This window comes from Janthinobacterium sp. UMAB-56 (genome assembly GCF_900095265.1).
GTDB lineage: Bacteria > Pseudomonadota > Gammaproteobacteria > Burkholderiales > Burkholderiaceae_D > Janthinobacterium.
In genome coordinates, this window is sequence record NZ_LT607663.1 from 158,594 (window position 1) to 176,791 (window position 18,198).

The window sequence follows — 18,198 nt, forward strand, 5'->3', positions numbered from 1 at the left end:
AAGGCCGGCGCAAGCGCCGGCCAGAGCCCCCTAAGGCTCGAACCGGTCTACTTGTTCTTGTTGACCACATCGATAAATACGGCCGCCAGCAGTACCAGGCCCTTGATCACCTGCTGGTAGTCGATGCCGATGCCCATGATGGACATGCCGTTGTTCATTACGCCCATGATGAAGGCGCCGATGACGGCTCCCATCACCTTGCCCACGCCGCCCGAGGCCGAGGCGCCACCGATGAAACAGGCGGCGATCACGTCCAGCTCGAAACCCGTGCCAGCCTTAGGCGTGGCCGTGTTCAGGCGCGCCGCGAAGATCAGGCCCGCCAGCGCGGCCAGCATGCCCATGTTGACGAAGGTGTAGAAGCTGACCCGCTCCGTCTTGATGCCGGACAGGCGCGCCGCTTTCTCGTTGCCGCCCACGGCATACACGCGGCGGCCCAGCACCGTGCGGTTGGTAATGAAGGTGTAGGCGACGATGAGCAGCGACATCACGGCCAGCACGTTGGGAAAGCCACGGTACGACGCCAGCAGGTAGCTGAAATACACCATCACGGCGGCGAAGATAGCGTTTTTCAGCAGGAAGAAGGCGCGCGGTTCGTTTTCCATGCCGTGTTTCAGTTGCTTGGCGCGGCTGCGCAGCGAGGTGATAATCAGCGCCGCAGCAGCGATCACGCCCAGCAGCAGCGACAGGCCACGCAGGTTTTCGCCGCCGAACGGGTCGGGCAAAAAGCCCGAACTGAGCATCTGGAAGCCTTCCGGGAAGGGGCCGACCGACTGGCCAGCCAGCAGGGCCAGGGTCAGGCCCTTGAATACCAGCATGCCGGCCAGGGTGACGATGAAGGACGGAATCTTGAAAAAGGCGACAAAATATCCTTGCGCGCCGCCGATGACGGCGCCGGCCAGCAGGCAGAGAATGCTGGCGGCGACAAAATTCATGTGGTAGTTGACGATCAGGACGGCCGCCAGCGCGCCGACAAAGCCGACCACCGAGCCGACGGACAGATCGATATGGCCGGCTACGATGACCATCAGCATGCCCAGCGCCATGATGACGATGTAGCTGTTTTGCAGCACCAGGTTGGTCAGGTTCAGCGGCTGCATCAGGGTGCCGTCAGTGGTGTACTGGAAAAATCCCATGATGACGATCAGGGAGAGCAGCATGCCGTAGTCGCGCATATTGTTCTTCAAAAAGCCGGCATAGCTTTTCGCTTCCGGCGCTGCGGCTGGCGTTGTTGTTGCCGGCGTGCCTGGCGCCGCTCCCGCTGTCAGTTTATTGTCCATTGTTTTCTCCGTGTGTAACGATCGCGCGCATGATTCGCTCCTGCGATGCTTCTGCTGCGCTGAGTTCGGCCGCGAAGCGGCCTTCGTTCATGACATAGATCCGGTCGCACATGCCCAGCAATTCCGGCATTTCCGAGGAAATCATGATGATGCATTTGCCTTCGGCGGCCAGTTCGCTGATGATGCTGTAGATCTCGTATTTGGCACCGACGTCGATGCCGCGGCTTGGTTCATCGAGGATCAGGATGTCGGGGCGCGAAAACAGCCACTTCGCCAGCACCACTTTTTGCTGGTTGCCGCCGGACAGGTTGACCACTTTTTGCAGGATGCTCGAGCAGCGGATCTTGAGCTTGCGGCGGAACTCGTCGGCCACGCCGAATTCGCGCGCCTCGTCGATGACCGTGCGGGTCGATACCGCGTCCAGGTTGGCCAGGCTGGTATTTTTCTTGATGTCTTCCTCGAGGATCAGGCCCAGGCCCTTGCGGTCTTCCGTGACATACGCGAGGCCATGGGCGATCGCCTTGCCGATGGTGCTGACGTCGATCTCCTGGCCGTTCTTGAGCACCGTGCCGCTGATGCGCTGGCCGTAGGCGCGTCCGAAAATACTCATCGCCAGTTCCGTGCGCCCTGAACCCATCAAGCCGGCGATGCCGATGATTTCGCCCTTCTTGGCATGCATGTTGATGCCCTTGATGACGGGGCGGTCGGCATGCTCGGGATGGAAGACGCGCCAGTCGCGCACTTCGAAAATGGTCTCGCCGATGGTCGGCGTGCGCGGGGGATAGCGGTCTGCCATCTCGCGCCCGACCATTTTTTCGATGATGCGGTCTTCGCTGACGGCTTCGACGCGGCAGTCGAAACTGTCGACGGTATTACCGTCGCGCAGCACCGTGATGGCATCGGCGACTCTTGAAATTTCGTTCAGCTTGTGCGAAATCAGGATCGAGGCGATGCCTTGGCGTTTCAGCTCCAGCAGCAGGTCGAGCAGGGCCGCGCTGTCGCTTTCATTCAGGCTGGCCGTCGGCTCGTCGAGGATCAGCAGCTTGACGTCCTTGCATAGTGCCTTGGCGATTTCAATCAGTTGCTGCTTGCCTACGCCTAGGTTGGTGATCAGGGTGTCCGGGGATTCTTTCAGGCCGACTTTGTGCAGCAGTTCGCGCGTCTTCGTTTGCGCGTATTCCCAGTCGATGACGCCCATGCTGGCCGGTTCGTTACCGAGAAAGATATTCTCTGCGATCGACAGCAGCGGCACCAGCGCCAGTTCCTGGTGGATGATGATGATGCCGATTTCTTCGCTGTCCTTGATGCCGCGGAAGTGCCGCGTCTGGCCCTGGTAATCGATGTCGCCCGTATAGCTGCCATGGCCGTAGACGCCGCTCAGCACTTTCATCAGGGTGGATTTTCCGGCGCCGTTTTCGCCGACGATGGCGTGGATCTCGCCGCTGCGTACCCGCAGGTTGACATTGTCGAGCGCAACGACGCCCGGGAATGTTTTGCGTATCCCGCGCATTTCCAGGATAGTGTTCGTCATATAACCTCTCTGGCACGGCCGCGCATGTCGGCATCGGTCGTGCGGCAGTCTTGTTCTTGATCGTGCGTGAAGCGAAAGGCCCGGCAGCGCCGGGCCTTCAGTAGCGTGGATGCTTATTTCACTTGCGCTTCCGTGTAGTAGCCGCTGCCGGTGACGAGCACCTGCTTCCAGTTCGCCTTGTCGACGGTGACCGGTTTCAACAGGTAGGACGGCACGACTTTCACGCCGTTGTTATAGGTCTTGGTATCGTTGACGGCCGGCGTCTTGCCGCTCATCATCGCGTCGACCATGTTCGCCGTTACCTTGGCCAGTTCGCGCGTATCCTTGAACACGGTCGATGCCTGTTCGCCGCGGATGATCGATTTCACCGACGGGATTTCAGCATCCTGGCCCGTCACGACGGGGAAGGGCTGTTTCGGCGTGCCGTAGCCGACGCCCTTGAGCGAGGACAGGATGCCGATGCTCAAGCCATCATACGGCGACAGCACCGCGTCGACCCGTGCATTGCCGTAGTAGGCGCTGAGCAGGTTGTCCATGCGCGCCTGCGCCACGGCGCCGTCCCAGCGCAGGGTGGCGACCTTTTCCATGCCCATCTGTTTCGAGCGCACCACCAGCTTGCCGCTGTCGATGTAGGGTTTCAGGACCGACAGCGCACCGTTGTAGAAGAAGTGCGCGTTGTTGTCGTCGGCCGAGCCGCCGAACAGTTCGATATTGAACGGGCCCTTGCCTTCCTTGAGTTTCAGCGCCGATTCGATATAGCCCGCTTGCAGCACGCCGACCTGGAAGTTGTCGAAGGTGGCGTAGTAATCGATGTTTTTCGTGCCGCGGATCAGACGGTCATATGAAATGACCTTGATACCCTTGTCGGCCGCCTTTTGCAGCACGTTCGACAAGGTGGTGCCGTCGATAGCGGCGATCACCAGCACCTTGGCGCCCTTGGTGATCATGTTTTCCACCTGCGCCAGCTGGTTCGGGATATCGTCGTCGGCAAACTGCAAGTCCGTCTTGTAGCCGCGCTCCTTGAATACCTTGACCATGTTGTCGCCGTCGGCGATCCAGCGCATGGACGACTTGGTCGGCATCGAGATGCCGATCGCGCCCTTGTCGGCGGCGCTTGCCACGGGTATTACGGCCATGCCGGAGATGGCCAGCGCCAGGCTCGCGGTCAGCATTTTCATTGTTGTTTTCATTTCAGGTCTCCACCGTCTTCGATAGTTGAATGTGCCAGGGCCGTCGTCCCAGTGGGCGGGCTCCGTGCGGATGGCCGATTGCAGGCCACGGCTGATACTAGTTTGTCCATCCATCCCTCACCAATCACTTTTTTCGCATCGGCGATATCCAAAACGATATCGCCGGACCGATTGATGCGATGCGCCATGTCGCCACTTTTCGCCTGCAGACAGGGCGCGAACGGCGGCCGGTCGGCGGCTTTTTTTGGTGCGCTGCAATACCAATAATCATCATTCAATTTGGTGATTTTCGTAATTGCAGCGATACAGGGCGGCGCGCAGAATCGGTCCGAACTTGAAGACCAGCCTTCCCGTCACGACCTTTTGAAAGCTTGCCATGCAGCCGATTTCCCCCGCCTCCCTGTTGCCCGCCGACCTGGCGCAGGCCACCCTCATCGGCCGTATCTGGCGTGACGGTCCATGCGTCGTCGCCGTGCGTGGCGGCGAAGTGGTCGACCTCACGCAGACGGTGGCGACGGTGGCCGAGCTGTTTGAACGCAGCGATGCCATCGATATCGCCCGCCATGCGCCCGGTATCGCGCTAGGCCCCGTGCAGGCGCTGCTGGAGCAGGCGCTGGCAGCGCCGGCCGGCGAGCCGCTGCTGCTGGCGCCGTGCGACCTGCAAGCCGTCAAGGCCTGCGGCGTGACTTTCGCCGTCAGCCTGCTCGAAAGGGTGATCGAAGAGCAGGCGGGCGGCGACGCGGCGCGCGCGGCGAGCCTGCGCGCCGCCCTGCAAATGACACTGGGCAGCGACCTGTCTGCATTGAAACCCGGTTCGGATGCGGCGCAGCGGCTGAAACAGCAGCTGCAGCAGCGCGGCGCCTGGTCGCAATACATGGAAGTGGGCATTGGCCCCGATGCGGAAGTGTTTACCAAGGCGCAGCCGATGTCCTCGGTGGGCTGCGGCGCGCAAGTGGGCTTGCTGCCATCGTCTGCCTGGAACAACCCGGAGCCGGAGATCGTCCTGGCCGTCAACAGCCGGGGCGAGGCGCTGGGGGCCACCCTGGGCAACGACGTCAACCTGCGCGACATCGAAGGGCGCAGCGCCCTCTTGCTGGGCAAGGCCAAAGACAACAATGGCTCCTGCGCCATCGGCCCCTTTATCCGCCTGTTTGACGCGCACTTCACGCTCGACACCGTGCGCCAGGCGGAAGTGTCGCTGCTGATCGAAGGCGCGGACGACGGCTTTGTGCTCGAAGGCGCCAGCTTCATGCGCGAGATCAGCCGCGACCCGCTCGACCTGGTGCGCCAGACGGCAGGCCAGTACCACCAGTATCCGGACGGCTTCATGCTGTTCCTGGGCACCATGTTTTCGCCCGTGAAGGACCGTGGTGCGCAGGGCGGTGGCTTCACGCACCACCTGGGCGACCGGGTCACCATCGCCAGCGCCGCGCTGGGCGCGCTGGTCAACGAAGTGCAGCGCTGCGATGCGATCCCTCCCTGGACGTTCGGTGTGCGCGCGCTGTACCAGAACCTGGCCCGTCGCGGCTTGCTTTGATCCGATTTTTTAAAAAGAGAGACTCCATGCAGCATGCAACTTACCCCAGCCTGGCCGGTCAGCGCGTCGTCATCACCGGCGGCGGCACCGGCATCGGCGTGGCTATCGTCGAGGCGTTCGCGCGCCAGGGCGCCCACGTCACCTTTCTCGACATCGCCCGTGAGCCGTCGCTGGCGCTGCAGGAAAAGCTGGCACACTTGCCGCAGCCGCCTGTTTTCCGCTATTGCGACCTGACGGACCTGGGTGCGCTGGCCGCCACCTTCGTCGAGATTGAGCACAGCGCGGGCGCCACGGATATCCTCATCAACAATGCGGCCAACGACGACCGTCATCAGTTGCAGGACGTCACGCCCGCCTACTGGGACGAGCGCATCGCCGTCAACTTGCGCCACCAGTATTTCTGCGCCCAGGCAGTGGTGCCTGCCATGCGCGCCAAGGGCAGCGGCGTGATCCTCAACCTGGGATCGATTTCCTGGCACCTGGCGCAAGCCAAGCTGTCGATCTACATGACGGCGAAAGCCGGCATCGAGGGCTTGACGCGTGGCCTGGCGCGCGACCTGGGTGTCGACGGCATCCGCGTCAACTGCATCATTCCCGGCGCCGTGCGCACCCCGCGCCAGGAGCGGCTGTGGCATACGCCGGAAGCGGAAGCCGTGATCCTGCAGGGACAATGCCTGCAAACGCGCGTGGAGCCGGATGACGTGGCGGCGCTGGCGCTGTTCCTCGCCTCGGACAACGCCGCCAAGTGCGCGGGACGTGAATACTATGTCGACGCAGGCTGGTACGGCGCATGAGTACCCCAGGCCATCGCGCGGCGCGGCGCTTCCGCTCGCAGGATTGGTTCGACAATCCCGAGCACATCGACATGACGGCCCTGTATCTGGAGCGCTTCATGAACTACGGCATCACGGCCGAGGAGCTGCGTTCGGGCCGGCCCATCATCGGCATCGCGCAAAGCGGCAGTGATATCAGTCCCTGCAACCGCATCCACCTGGAACTGGCCCGGCGCGTGCGCGACGGCATCCGCGATGCGGGCGGCATCCCGATGGAATTCCCGCTGCATCCGATCTTTGAAAACTGCCGCCGTCCCACGGCCGCGCTGGACCGCAACCTGGCGTATCTGGGCCTGGTGGAAATCCTGCATGGCTACCCGATCGACGCCGTGGTGCTGACCACGGGGTGCGACAAGACCACGCCGGCCCAGCTGATGGCCGCCGCCACGGTGGACATTCCCGCCATCGTGCTGTCGGGTGGTCCCATGCTCGACGGCTGGATGGACGGCGAACTGGTGGGTTCCGGAGCGGCCATCTGGAAGGGTCGCCGCCAGCTGTCTGCCGGCTTGATCGACAATGACAAATTCCTGCAGATCGCCGCCGCCTCGGCGCCGTCGGCCGGCCACTGCAACACCATGGGCACGGCATCGACCATGAATGCGCTGGCCGAGGCGCTGGGCATGTCGCTGACGGGTTGTTCGGCCATCCCCGCGCCGTACCGCGAGCGGGGCCAGATCGCCTACGAAACGGGGCGGCGCATCGTTGGCCTGGCGCATGACGACGTGCGCCCGTCGAGCATCCTCACGCGTGCAGCGTTTTTGGACGCCATCATCGTCAACGCGGCCATTGGCGGCTCCACCAACGCCCAGCCGCATCTGATGGCCATGGCGCGCCATGCGGGCGTGGAATTGCACTCGAGCGACTGGATGGAACATGGCTACGACGTGCCGCTGCTATTGAACATGCAGCCGGCCGGGAAGTATCTGGGCGAGCGCTTCCACCGCGCCGGCGGCGTGCCTGCCGTGATGTGGGAGTTGCAACAGGCGGGTTTGCTGCATGCCGAGCGCCCCACCGTCACGGGCCGGACGATGGCGGAGAACCTGGCCGGGCGTGAAAGCGCGGACCGCGAGATGATCCGCCCGTTTGCCGCGCCGCTGAAGGAGAAGGCCGGTTTCATGGCCTTGCAGGGCAATTTGTTCGACTTCGCCATCATGAAGACCAGCGTGATCTCGCCCGCTTTCCGCGAGCGCTACCTGTCGCGTCCCGGCAGCGAGGGTGTGTTCGAGGCGCGCGCCATCGTTTTTGACGGCTCCGCCGACTATCACGCGCGCATCAATGACCCGGCATTGGCGATTGACGACAGCTGCATGCTGGTCATGCGCGGCGCCGGTCCTGTCGGCTGGCCCGGTTCGGCCGAAGTGGTCAACATGCAGCCGCCCGACGCCTTGCTCAAGGCGGGCATCCTGAATTTGCCGACCCTGGGCGACGGGCGCCAGTCGGGCACCTCGGACAGTCCCTCGATCCTGAACGCCTCGCCGGAAAGCGCCGTCGGTGGCGGCCTGGCGCTGCTGCGCACGGGCGACATCGTCCGCGTGGACTTGAACGCGGGCCGCTGCGACATGCTGGTTGACGCCTCTGAACTGGCGCGCCGCGCCAAGGAGCTGCCGCCGCCCGTCAACGATAGCGCCACGCCGTGGCAGGAGATGTACCGCGCCAGCGTGGGCCAGCTGGAAACGGGCGCCTGCATGGAGCTGGCGCTGAAATACCGCGCCGTGGGGCAAACGCTGCCGCGCCACAATCATTAGTTTATTTGTTGTTCGTTGTACCCCGCAGTTAAAAAATGTAGCTAAAAAATCCAACAAGGAGACACGTAATGAACAAGATCATCAGTGCAGCCATCATGACCGCCATGCTGGCATTGAGCAGCAGCGCCGCCCTGGCCGATGCGAAAAACCCGAAGATCGGCTTTTCCATCGACGATTTGCGCGTGGAGCGCTGGACGCGCGACCGCGATTTCTTCATCGCCGCCGCCGAGAAGCAGGGCGCCAAGGTCTTCGTGCAGTCGGCAGACGCCAGCGAACAGCGCCAGATTTCGCAGATCGAAAACCTGATCTCGCGCGGCGTGGACGTGCTGGTGATCGTGCCGTTCAATGCGACGGTGCTCAACAATACCGTCAAGGAAGCGAAAAAGGCCGGCATCAAGGTGCTGTCGTATGACCGGTTGATCCTGAACGCCGATATCGACGCGTATATCTCGTTCGACAACGAGAAAGTGGGCGAGATGCAGGCCGAAGGCGTGACCAAGCTGCAGCCGAAAGGCAATTACTACCTGCTGGGCGGCTCGCCGACCGACAACAATGCCAAGATGCTGCGCGAAGGCCAGATGAAGGTACTGAAACCGTTCATCGACAAGGGCGACATCAAGATCGTTGGCCAGCAGTGGGTGAAGGATTGGAGCGCCACCGAAGCGCTGTCCATCGTGGAAAACGCGCTGACGGCCAACGGCAACAAGATCGACGCCATCGTCGCCTCGAACGACGGCACGGCCGGCGGCGCCATCCAGGCCCTGGCAGCGCAAAAGCTGGCCGGCAAGGTGCCGGTCTCGGGCCAGGATGCCGACCTGGCGGCGGTGAAACGCGTCATCGCCGGCACCCAGTCGATGACCGTCTACAAGCCCCTGAAAACCATCGCATCGGAAGCGGCCAGGCTGGCCATCCAGCTGGCGCGCAATGAAAAGCCGGCCTACAACTCGAGCTATGACAACGGCCTGAAAAAGGTCAGCACGGTGCTGTTGAAACCAACGCCGCTGACCAAGGCGAATGTGAATATTCTGGTCGACGACGGCTTCTATACCAAGGCGCAACTGGGTAATTGATTTACCGCGCAATGTCGGCTTATGCGCTGAGCGCTAAGCCGACCTACATCTTCCTGGTGAATGAATGTGAGCTCAGATGTCTGAATATCTGCTTGAAATGAAAGGCATCGTCAAACAGTTTGGCGACGTCCGCGCGCTCGATGGCATCGACCTGCAGGTGCGGGCCGGCGAGTGCATCGGCCTGTGCGGCGAGAATGGCGCCGGCAAGTCGACCCTGATGAAGGTGCTGTCCGGCGTGTACCCGCACGGCACCTGGGATGGCGACATCCTGTGGGATGGCCTGCCGCTGCGCGCGCAGTCGATCCGCGACACGGAAGCTGCCGGCATCATCATCATCCACCAGGAGCTGATGCTGGTGCCGCAGCTGTCGGTGGCCGAGAATATCTTCATGGGCCGCGAGCTCACCCTGCCCGGCGGGCGCATGCATTACGCGGCCATGTACAAGCGCGCCGACGAGCTGCTGCGCGAACTGAAAATCTCCGAACTGAACGTGGCGCAGCCCGTGATGAATTACGGCGGCGGCCATCAGCAGCTGGTGGAAATCGCCAAGGCGCTCAACAAGAATGCGCGCTTGCTGATCCTCGACGAGCCATCGTCGTCGCTGACGGCGTCGGAAATCGCCGTGCTGCTCGATATCCTGCGCGCGCTGAAAGCCAAGGGCGTCACCTGCATCTACATTTCGCACAAGCTCGATGAAGTGGCGGCCATCTGCGACACCATCGTCGTCATCCGCGATGGCAAGCATATCGCCACCACGCCGATGGCGCAGATGAATGTGGAACGCATCATCGCGCAGATGGTGGGCCGCGAAATGAGCCAGCTTTATCCACAGCGTACGAAAAAAGATGCGATCGGCGAGGTGCTGTTCGAGGCGCGCCACGTGAGCTGCATCGATGCCGACAACCCGCAGCGCAAGAGGGTCGACGATGTCTCGTTCACCCTGCGCAAGGGCGAGATCCTCGGCATTGCCGGCCTGGTGGGGGCGGGTCGCACGGAGCTCGTCTCGGCCCTGTTCGGCGCCTACCAGGGGCCGTGCCAGGCCGAAGTGTGGCTCGATGGCCGCCAGATCGATACCGGCTCGCCGCAAAAGGCCATTGCCATGGGCCTGGCCATGGTGCCGGAAGACCGCAAGCATCACGGCATCGTGCCCGACCTGGACGTGGGGCAGAACATCACCCTGGCCGTGCTGGAGCAATTTGCGCGCGCCACGCGCATCGATGGCGAGGCGGAATTGACGGCCGTGCGCGGCGAAATCGCCCAGCTCGAACTGAAGGCGGCCAGCCCGTCGTTGCCCATTACGAGCCTGTCGGGCGGCAACCAGCAAAAGGCCGTGCTGGCGAAGATGCTGCTGACGCGCCCGCGCGTCCTGATCCTCGACGAACCCACGCGTGGCGTCGACGTGGGCGCCAAATATGAAATCTATAAATTGATGCTGGCGCTGGCCGATCGGGGCGTGGCCATCATCATGGTCTCGTCGGAGCTGGCCGAAGTGCTGGGCGTGTCCGACCGCGTGCTGGTGATGGGCGAAGGCCGCCTGCGCGGCGACTTTATCAACGATGGCCTGAGCCAGGAAACCGTGCTGGCAGCGGCGCTGGACCAGCGCCCGGCGCCAGCCGCCCCTACCGCAAACAAGGAAGCCGCAGTATGAAACCGCACAGTATCAAACAGCTGTTCACCCAATACAAGATGCTGGCCCTGCTGATCGCCGTGGCGCTGATCTGGGCCTTTTTTTCGTGGAAGACTGAGGGCAGTTTCCTCACGCCGCGCAACCTGTCGAACCTGCTGCGCCAGATGTCGGTCACCGGCATACTCGCCTGCGGCATGGTGCTGGTGATTATCGCCGGCGAGATCGACCTGTCGATCGGCTCCATGCTGGGACTGCTGGGCGGCATCGCCGCCGTGCTGGACGTGACGCAGCACTGGCCGCTGGCGCTGAACCTGGCGGCCGTACTCGGCTGCGGCCTGGTGATAGGCCTGCTCAACGGCTACCTGACGGCCTACCGGGGCATCCCGTCCTTCATCGTGGGCCTGGGTGGCATGCTGGCGTATCGCGGCATCTTGCTGGGCATCACGGGCGGCAGCACGATCGCGCCCGTCTCCGAGACTATGGTTTACCTGGGGCAGGGCTACCTGCCAGCCTTGCCCGGCGTCGTGCTGGGCATCGGCCTGTTCCTGCTGGCCGCCTTCTTGACGTGGCGCGCGCGCGCCAGCCGCGCGCAGCATGGCTTGCCGCAGGCGGCGCCCTGGGCCGACGGCTTGCGCCTGGCCGTCATCGGCGCCGTGCTGTATGCCTTCGTGCAAACCCTGAACGGTTATGAAGGTATTCCGCTGCCCGTGCTGTTGCTGCTGGCCTTGCTAGGGCTGTTCAGCTACATCACCAGCCAGACCGTGTTCGGCCGGCGCATCTACGCCGTGGGCAGCAATATGGAAGCGACGCGTTTGTCCGGCATCAACGTGAAAGCCGTCAAGCTGTGGATCTTCGGCATCATGGGTTTGATGTGCGCGCTGGCGGGCCTGATCAACACGGGCCGCCTGGCGGCCGGTTCACCCTCGGCCGGCACCTTCAGTGAACTCGATGCCATCGCCGCCTGCTTCATCGGCGGCACCTCGATGCGCGGCGGCTCGGGCACGGTCTACGGCGCCCTGATCGGCGCGCTGGTGATGGCCAGCCTGGATAACGGCATGTCCATGCTGGACGTGGACACCTACTGGCAGATGATCGTGAAAGGCAGTATCCTCACCCTCGCCGTGTGGGTCGATGTTAGCACGCGTGCCGGACGCCGCTAGCGGGGAACTTCGACAAACCTGCTGCGCGTCCCACTATCGCCTCTGCGCTACTCAAGGCGATATTGGACCGCTCGCTACGGTTTTTCGAGGCCCCGAAAGGCCTGGCTGCCACATGGAGGAGACATCAGCATGAAGTTACCGACCGCGCACCGGATCGCGCTGCTGTTTAACGGAAATAAAATCTACGACCGCGACATCATCGCGGGCATCGCCGCCTACCTGAACACCACGCGGGTGTCGTGGGACCTGTTCCTGGAAGAGGATTTTCGTTGCCGCCTGCCCGGCATCGAACGCTGGCAGGGCGACGGCATCATCGCCGATTTCGACGATCCCGCCGTCTGCGCGGCGCTGGTGCACAGCCGGCTGCCCGTGGTGGCCGTGGGCGGATCATATGCGCGCGCCGAGGATTACCCTGCCGGCATCCCATACGTGGCGACCGATAATTTCAAGATCGTCAAGCTGGCCTATGAGCATCTGGTGGAAGCGGGATTGAGCCGCTTTGCCTGTTTCAGCCTGCCCGAGGCCGATGTCAACCGCTGGGCCCAAGAGCGCGAAACCGCGTTTTGCGCGCTGATGCAGCGCGACCACATGCGCGCCGACGTGTACCGGGGCGTGGCCACCAGCGCGCCCTCGTGGGACGAAGCGGTGGAGCAGCAGATTGCCTGGCTCAACAGCCTGGAAAAACCCGTCGGCATCATCGCCGTGAGCGACGCGCGCGCGCGCCAGTTGCTGCAAGCGTGCATGCATGCGGGCATCGCCGTGCCGGAGCAAGTCGCCCTGATCGGTATCGACAACGATCCGCTGGCGCGCATGCTCACGCGTATTCCGCTCAGTTCCGTGATCCAGGGCACGCAGGAAATGGGCCGCACGGCGGCGCATTTGCTGCACCAGATGCTCAACGGCGCGCGCCTGTCCGGCACGCGCATCCTGGTACCGCCGGCCGGCTTGAACGTGCTCGCTTCCACGCGCCACCAGCCCTTCCAGCATCCGCAGGTGATGCAGGCGCGCCACTTCATTCGCCAGTACGCCTGCCAGGGCATCAAGACGGAGCAGGTGGCCGATTACGTGGGCGTGTCGCGTTCCTCGCTCGAAGCGCATTTCCGCCACGAGCTGGGGCGCAGCGTGCACGATGAGATCCTGCATTTCAAGCTCGATGCGGCCAAGACCCTGCTGGCGCGCGAGCCGGGACAGGTGGCCGAGGTGGCCGTGCGTTGCGGCTTTACCACGGTGCAGTACATGCATGCCGTCTTCAAGCGCGAACTCGGTTGCACGCCGCGCGAATTCCAGCAGCGCAGCCGGCCACCGCCAGCACCCGGACAGGCGCCATGATGCATCTGCTGCGCAATGCGCGCGGCATGCTTGTGGCCATCGATGCGCATGATGCCAGCATGCGGACCTGGTGGGCGCCCGACCGCTATGGCCGCCTGGCCGATGTGCTGGGCGCGGCGCCCCCTGCGGCGCGTGCGCCCACGGCTTGGCAGTGGGCGCCATCGGACGACGGCCACTTGCACTTGCGCCTGGCGCAAGACGGCTTGTCGGTGCACCTGGCGTACCAACTCGACGAGGATGGCAGCCTGCATCTCGATTGCGTCGCCACGGCCGCAACGGTTTCCCGTTTCTCTCTTGCCGCGCCCCACTTCAATCTGCAGGGCAGGGGGGCCAGCGTGGGCGACCATGTGCTGCGCCTGGCTGCCGACCGTTACTGGCCTTGGCCTTGGCCCGGCGGCCATACGGGAGACGCTGCGCTCGATGTGGCGGGCAGCGCGTTTGACTTCCGCCAGCCGGCGCCGCTCGCTTCGCGCCTGGCCTGGCCGGCGCTGGTGCACTTGCCGGGATTCCGGCATGACTTTTACTGGACGGGCAGCGGCCAGCTGCGCGAGGCGGCGCGGGTGGCCGATCCCACTTCCGGCCGGGTCCTGCGTTTTTCCAGTACCCAGGACAGTTGCCATCTGTATTCCGATGCGCGCTGTTTTTCCCTGCTGGCGCAGGGTGGGGAAATGCAGCCGGGACAGGTGATGCGCTTCAAGCTCGCCTACCGTTTGGGCGTGCAGGATATCGACGCGTTTGACATATCCGAACCGGTATCAATGATGTCAAATAAGTGATTGGTCAGATATGCAGGGCAGTTCTACCATGAGGTAGTTTTTCCCTCATTCATTTTTTCCCTCACCGACGCTGCGAACCTGTCCATGAACATACTCACCATCGATGCCGGCACCACCAATACGCGCACCTTGCTGTGGCGCGCAGGCGCCGTCGTTGCCCAGGCACAGCTGGAAACGGGCGTGCGCAATACCGCCATCGATGGCCATAACGGCGCGCTTAAACAGGCGCTGCGCGACACTATCGCCAGCGTGCTGGCCAGCGCGGGCATCGCGCCGTCCGAGGTAGGCCTGGCGCTGGCTTCGGGCATGATCAGTTCGCCCATGGGGGTGCAGGACGTGCCGCATCTGCCGGCGCCCGCCGGCCTGGCGCAGCTGGCGCAAGGCATGCAGGCGGTGGACTTGCCCGATGTGCTGGCGCAGCCCCTGTGGCTGATCCCCGGCGTGCGCAACCAGCATGGCGCCGTCGGCCTGCATAACGTCGAGGCGATGGACATGATGCGCGGCGAAGAGACGGAAGTCGTCGCGCTGCTTGAGCGCCTGCAATTGCGGGGCGCGGCGACCTTGATCATGCCCGGTTCGCATACCAAACTGATTAGCGTGGACGAGCAGCGCCGCATCCTCGGCTGCAGCACCACCATCGCGGGCGAGCTGCTGCAGGCGATCACGCAGCACACCTTGATTAAGCAATCGGTCGATGGTGGTTTTGCCCATAGCCTGGTGCCGAAAATGCTGCTGGCCGGCGCCGCCGCGGCGCAAAAAACGGGGCTGGCGCGCGCCTGCTTCAGCGTGCGTACCCTGGGCCAGTTCAGCGCTGTCGAATGCAACGAGCGGGCCAATTTTCTGATGGGCGCCGTCCTCAGCGGCGACTTGCTGGCGCTGCGCAACAGCACCGCCATCCAGATGCGGCCCGACACCCCGCTCGTCATTACCGGCAAGCCCATGCTGCGCCAGGCGCTCGGCTTGCTGATCGAAGAACACGGATTTTTTTATGGCAAGCGCATCATCGTCGACGACCAGCAGCAGGCCAATCTGGCCGGTCACGGTGCGCTGCTGATCGCCGCTGCACGCGGCTTGATTTCCCCGCAGGAGACCGTATGAGTGACAACAATAACAAGCGTCCCTTGCGTTCGCAAGCGTGGTTTGGCGGCGACGACAAGGACAGTTTCATTCACCGCAGCTGGATGAAGAACCAGGGCTATCCCGGCGACGCCTTCGATGGCCGTCCCGTCATCGGCATCTGCAATACCTGGTCCGAGCTGACGCCCTGCAATGGCCATTTCCGCGACCTGGCCGAGATGGTCAAGCGCGGCGTGCTCGAAGCGGGCGGCTTTCCCGTCGAATTTCCCGTCATGTCGCTGGGCGAGACGAATCTGCGCCCGACGGCCATGTTGTTCCGCAACCTGGCCAGCATGGATGTCGAGGAGTCGATCCGCGCCAACCCGATCGACGGCGTGGTGCTGCTGACGGGCTGCGACAAGACCACCCCGGCGCTGCTGATGGGCGCGGCCAGCGTGGACTTGCCCACCATCGTGCTGTCGGGCGGCCCCATGTTGAATGGCAACTATCGCGGCAAACCGATAGGCTCGGGCACGGATGTGTGGAAGTTTTCCGAAGACGTGCGCGCCGGGCGCATGACCTCAAGCGAATTCAAGCAGGCCGAATCGTGCATGTCGCGCTCCGCCGGCCACTGCATGACCATGGGCACGGCGTCCACCATGGCCAGCATGGTTGAAGCGCTGGGCGTGACCTTGCCCGGCAACGCGGCCATTCCCGCCGTCGATGCGCGCCGCAAGCTGCAGGCGCAGCTGACGGGCCGGCGCATCGTCGACATGGTGCATGAAGACCTGAAACTGTCGCAGATACTGACGCGCGTAGCGTTTGAAAACGCCATCATGGTCAACGGCGCCATCGGCGGCTCGACGAATGCGGTGATCCATTTGCTGGCCATTGCCGGGCGCATCGGCGTGGACATGCGCCTGGGCGACTGGGACCGCCTGGGCCGCGACATTCCCTGCCTGCTGAACCTGATGCCGTCGGGCCAGTACCTGATGGAAGATTTTTACTATGCGGGCGGCCTGCCCGTGATCATCCGCGACCTGCTGGGTAAATTGCATGGCGAGGCGCTCACCGTCACGGGCGCCAGCATGGCCGTCAACGTGGCCGAAGCGGAAAATTTCAATCCCGAGGTAATCACGCCGCTGGCGCAGCCATTCAAGGACGAAGGCGGCATCGCCGTCCTGCATGGCAACCTGGCCCCGCGCGGCGCCGTCATCAAGCCTTCCGCCGCTTCGCCCGAACTGATGCAGCACCGTGGCCGCGCCGTCGTCTTCAACAGCATCGAGCATTACAAGAAGCGCGTCGACGATCCCGCGCTCGATATCGACGCCAGTTGCGTGATGGTGCTGCAAAATTGCGGCCCGCAGGGCTATCCGGGCATGGCCGAAGTGGGCAATATGGGATTGCCGAAAAAACTGCTGGAGCAGGGTGTGCGCGACATGGTGCGTATCTCGGACGCGCGCATGAGCGGCACGGCTTATGGCACGGTGGTGCTGCACGTGGCGCCGGAAGCGGCCGTGGGCGGGCCGCTGGCACTGGTGCGCGATGGCGACATGATAGAACTGGACGTGGCGGGACGGCGTTTGCACCTGGACGTCGACGAAGCCGAACTGGCGCGCCGGCGCGAAGCGTGGCGCGCCCCTGAAGCGGCCATGAAGGGCGGCTACCAGGCTATGTACATCAAGCACGTGACGCAGGCCGACGAAGGCGCGGACCTGGATTTCCTGGTCGGCTGCCGAGGCTCGGCAGTTCCACGCGAATCACACTGAAAAACAAGGAAAAATGATGGGGACACGGGCCCAATTACTGGTCGATGCGCAGAACTTCCTGGGCGAGGGCGTGCGCTGGTGCGAACGCAGCGGCCGCGTTTTCTGGACGAATATCGAAGGCTGCCAGCTGCATGCGCTGATGCTGGCCACAGGGGAGCGCCAGAGCTGGGCCATGCCCGAACGCCTGGCGTGCTTCGCGCTGACGGACAGCGACGAGGTGCTGCTGCTGGGCTTAGCTTCCGGCTTGGCATGGTTTGATGCGCGCAGCGGCGCCATCACGCCCTTGCACACGGTGGAGGGGGACTTGCCCATGACGCGCCTGAACGATGGCCGCTGCGACCGTCAGGGACGCTTTGTCTTCGGCACGCTCGATGAGCGCCCGTGCCGCGATGCCATCGCCAGCTTCTACCGCCTCAACCTGGACTTGACTCTGGAGCGCCTGCCCTTGCCGCAGATCGCCATTTCGAACAGCATCTGCTTCAGCGTCGATGGCACGGCCATGTATTTTTGCGATTCGATGAAGAAGGCGATCTACCGCTGGGACGATTACCTGGGGGGCGACGCCAGCCGGGTGCGCGTGTTTGCCGTGCTCGATCCGGGACCGGGCGCCGCCGATGGCGCGACCATCGATGCGGACGACCACCTGTGGAGCGCGCAATGGGGGGCGGGACGCGTGCTGCGCTTCGCGCCGGACGGCAGCGTCGAGCGCGCGGTAGCCCTGCCTGTGTCGCAGCCCAGCTGCGTGAGCCTGGGTGGGCCGCACTACGATGAATTGTTCGTCACCACCGCTCAGGAGAGTTTGACGCCGGTGCAGCTGGCGAGCGAACCGCTGGCGGGGGGATTGTTTCATGCGCGCCAGGTAGACGTGCGCGGTTTGCCGGAAGTGCGCTTTGGCGCCCTGCCGGCCCGACAGGAGAGAAAAGATGCAAAAGCATAGGGTTTTCGAAGGCATCCTCGAACGGGGCATGGTCGGCATCGTGCGCGCCACTTCGGCGCAGGCGGCCGTGCAGATCGCCGAGGCGTGCATCGCCGGCGGCATCACGGCCCTGGAAGTGGCGTTTACCACGCCCGATACCCTGGGTGTGCTGCGCACCCTGCGCGAACGCCATGGTCATGACGTGCTGCTGGGGGCGGGCACGGTGCTCGATACGGAAACGGCGCGCGCCGCCATCCTGGCCGGTGCCCAGTTCATCATCTCGCCCGGCGTCAACGTGGAGACCATTACGCTGTGCCAGCGCTACCAGGTGCTGGCCATGCCGGGGGCGATGACGCCGACGGAGATCGTCACGGCCCTGCAG

Annotated in this window: 15 protein-coding genes and 1 pseudogene; 12 read left to right on the forward strand and 4 right to left on the reverse strand. The window is 63.7% G+C overall.

Translation table 11 applies throughout. The features are described 5' to 3' along the window. Positions 1 to 47 precede the first annotated feature (47 nt). The 4 genes from mmsB to K0F85_RS20985 all read right to left on the reverse strand — a co-directional run bounded on the left by mmsB (position 48) and on the right by K0F85_RS20985 (position 4,276). Entirely contained in the window at positions 48 to 1,277 is a 1,230-nt protein-coding gene (gene mmsB / locus K0F85_RS20970; protein ID WP_219117869.1) for a multiple monosaccharide ABC transporter permease, read from the reverse strand. Continuing rightward, on the reverse strand, positions 1,267 to 2,808 hold the full coding sequence (gene mmsA, locus K0F85_RS20975) for a multiple monosaccharide ABC transporter ATP-binding protein (protein WP_219117870.1): 1,542 nt from the start codon (positions 2,806 to 2,808) through the stop codon (positions 1,267 to 1,269). The genes mmsB and mmsA overlap by 11 nt, the downstream gene beginning before the upstream one ends. Before the next feature lie 113 nt (positions 2,809 to 2,921). Next, the gene (gene chvE / locus K0F85_RS20980; RefSeq protein WP_257572943.1) at positions 2,922 to 3,944 is read right to left on the reverse strand and encodes a multiple monosaccharide ABC transporter substrate-binding protein; all 1,023 of its coding nucleotides are present in this window, start codon (positions 3,942 to 3,944) and stop codon (positions 2,922 to 2,924) included. A gap of 50 nt (positions 3,945 to 3,994) precedes the next feature. After that, a complete protein-coding gene (locus tag K0F85_RS20985; RefSeq protein WP_219117872.1) occupies positions 3,995 to 4,276 on the reverse strand; it encodes a hypothetical protein in 282 nt (93 codons plus the stop codon). A 98-nt stretch (positions 4,277 to 4,374) separates the two neighbouring features. Between K0F85_RS20985 and K0F85_RS20990 the strand changes: the two genes are divergently transcribed. The 12 genes and pseudogenes from K0F85_RS20990 to K0F85_RS21045 form a co-directional block, all read left to right on the forward strand. Further along, complete coding sequence (locus K0F85_RS20990) at positions 4,375 to 5,535, forward strand: fumarylacetoacetate hydrolase family protein (RefSeq protein WP_219117873.1); 1,161 nt, start codon at positions 4,375 to 4,377, stop codon at positions 5,533 to 5,535. A gap of 26 nt (positions 5,536 to 5,561) precedes the next feature. Then, positions 5,562 to 6,329 (forward strand): SDR family NAD(P)-dependent oxidoreductase, encoded by a 768-nt coding sequence (locus tag K0F85_RS20995; protein ID WP_219117874.1) that lies wholly within the window; start codon positions 5,562 to 5,564, stop codon positions 6,327 to 6,329. Beyond that, the gene (locus K0F85_RS21000) at positions 6,326 to 8,113 is read left to right on the forward strand and encodes an IlvD/Edd family dehydratase (protein WP_219117875.1); all 1,788 of its coding nucleotides are present in this window, start codon (positions 6,326 to 6,328) and stop codon (positions 8,111 to 8,113) included. Before K0F85_RS20995 ends, K0F85_RS21000 begins: the two co-directional genes overlap by 4 nt. A gap of 95 nt (positions 8,114 to 8,208) precedes the next feature. Next, positions 8,209 to 9,183 (forward strand): D-xylose ABC transporter substrate-binding protein, encoded by a 975-nt coding sequence (gene xylF, locus K0F85_RS21005; protein WP_374198762.1) that lies wholly within the window; start codon positions 8,209 to 8,211, stop codon positions 9,181 to 9,183. Positions 9,184 to 9,259: 76 nt separating this feature from the next. Further along, positions 9,260 to 10,831, forward strand: coding sequence for a D-xylose ABC transporter ATP-binding protein (xylG, locus tag K0F85_RS21010; RefSeq protein ID WP_219117877.1), 1,572 nt, complete (start codon positions 9,260 to 9,262; stop codon positions 10,829 to 10,831). After that, positions 10,828 to 11,970 carry a sugar ABC transporter permease gene (locus tag K0F85_RS21015; protein ID WP_219117878.1) on the forward strand — a complete coding sequence of 381 codons (1,143 nt, stop codon included), beginning with the start codon at positions 10,828 to 10,830 and terminating at the stop codon, positions 11,968 to 11,970. The genes xylG and K0F85_RS21015 overlap by 4 nt, the downstream gene beginning before the upstream one ends. 129 nt (positions 11,971 to 12,099) lie before the next feature. Then, a complete protein-coding gene (locus K0F85_RS21020) occupies positions 12,100 to 13,299 on the forward strand; it encodes a DNA-binding transcriptional regulator (RefSeq protein WP_219117879.1) in 1,200 nt (399 codons plus the stop codon). Next, positions 13,296 to 14,075, forward strand: a complete 780-nt coding sequence (locus K0F85_RS21025; RefSeq protein ID WP_219117880.1) for a hypothetical protein — start codon at positions 13,296 to 13,298, stop codon at positions 14,073 to 14,075. Before K0F85_RS21020 ends, K0F85_RS21025 begins: the two co-directional genes overlap by 4 nt. A gap of 84 nt (positions 14,076 to 14,159) precedes the next feature. Continuing rightward, complete coding sequence (locus K0F85_RS21030) at positions 14,160 to 15,173, forward strand: 2-dehydro-3-deoxygalactonokinase (protein WP_219117881.1); 1,014 nt, start codon at positions 14,160 to 14,162, stop codon at positions 15,171 to 15,173. Beyond that, positions 15,170 to 16,900 (forward strand): L-arabinonate dehydratase, encoded by a 1,731-nt coding sequence (gene araD, locus K0F85_RS21035; protein ID WP_219117882.1) that lies wholly within the window; start codon positions 15,170 to 15,172, stop codon positions 16,898 to 16,900. The genes K0F85_RS21030 and araD overlap by 4 nt, the downstream gene beginning before the upstream one ends. Positions 16,901 to 16,913: 13 nt before the next feature. Next, on the forward strand, positions 16,914 to 17,837 hold the full coding sequence (locus K0F85_RS21040; RefSeq protein ID WP_257572940.1) for an SMP-30/gluconolactonase/LRE family protein: 924 nt from the start codon (positions 16,914 to 16,916) through the stop codon (positions 17,835 to 17,837). Further along, positions 17,824 to 18,198: pseudogene (locus tag K0F85_RS21045) on the forward strand (bifunctional 2-keto-4-hydroxyglutarate aldolase/2-keto-3-deoxy-6-phosphogluconate aldolase); the annotation flags it as partial. The gene K0F85_RS21040 and the pseudogene K0F85_RS21045, both read left to right, overlap by 14 nt.

What these genes read in the sequence shown, in the direction of transcription:
- mmsB (WP_219117869.1), bottom strand. Translation starts at nt 1,277, where the DNA reads ATGGACAATAAACTGACAGCGGGAGCGGCGCCAGGCACGCCGGCAACA.
- K0F85_RS21030 (WP_219117881.1), top strand. Translation starts at nt 14,160, where the DNA reads ATGAACATACTCACCATCGATGCCGGCACCACCAATACGCGCACCTTG.
- araD (WP_219117882.1), top strand. Translation starts at nt 15,170, where the DNA reads ATGAGTGACAACAATAACAAGCGTCCCTTGCGTTCGCAAGCGTGGTTT.
- K0F85_RS20995 (WP_219117874.1), top strand. Translation starts at nt 5,562, where the DNA reads ATGCAGCATGCAACTTACCCCAGCCTGGCCGGTCAGCGCGTCGTCATC.
- xylG (WP_219117877.1), top strand. Translation starts at nt 9,260, where the DNA reads ATGTCTGAATATCTGCTTGAAATGAAAGGCATCGTCAAACAGTTTGGC.
- xylF (WP_374198762.1), top strand. Translation starts at nt 8,209, where the DNA reads ATGACCGCCATGCTGGCATTGAGCAGCAGCGCCGCCCTGGCCGATGCG.
- K0F85_RS20990 (WP_219117873.1), top strand. Translation starts at nt 4,375, where the DNA reads ATGCAGCCGATTTCCCCCGCCTCCCTGTTGCCCGCCGACCTGGCGCAG.
- K0F85_RS21025 (WP_219117880.1), top strand. Translation starts at nt 13,296, where the DNA reads ATGATGCATCTGCTGCGCAATGCGCGCGGCATGCTTGTGGCCATCGAT.
- K0F85_RS21000 (WP_219117875.1), top strand. Translation starts at nt 6,326, where the DNA reads ATGAGTACCCCAGGCCATCGCGCGGCGCGGCGCTTCCGCTCGCAGGAT.
- K0F85_RS21020 (WP_219117879.1), top strand. Translation starts at nt 12,100, where the DNA reads ATGAAGTTACCGACCGCGCACCGGATCGCGCTGCTGTTTAACGGAAAT.
- mmsA (WP_219117870.1), bottom strand. Translation starts at nt 2,808, where the DNA reads ATGACGAACACTATCCTGGAAATGCGCGGGATACGCAAAACATTCCCG.
- K0F85_RS21015 (WP_219117878.1), top strand. Translation starts at nt 10,828, where the DNA reads ATGAAACCGCACAGTATCAAACAGCTGTTCACCCAATACAAGATGCTG.
- K0F85_RS21040 (WP_257572940.1), top strand. Translation starts at nt 16,914, where the DNA reads ATGATGGGGACACGGGCCCAATTACTGGTCGATGCGCAGAACTTCCTG.
- chvE (WP_257572943.1), bottom strand. Translation starts at nt 3,944, where the DNA reads ATGGCCGTAATACCCGTGGCAAGCGCCGCCGACAAGGGCGCGATCGGC.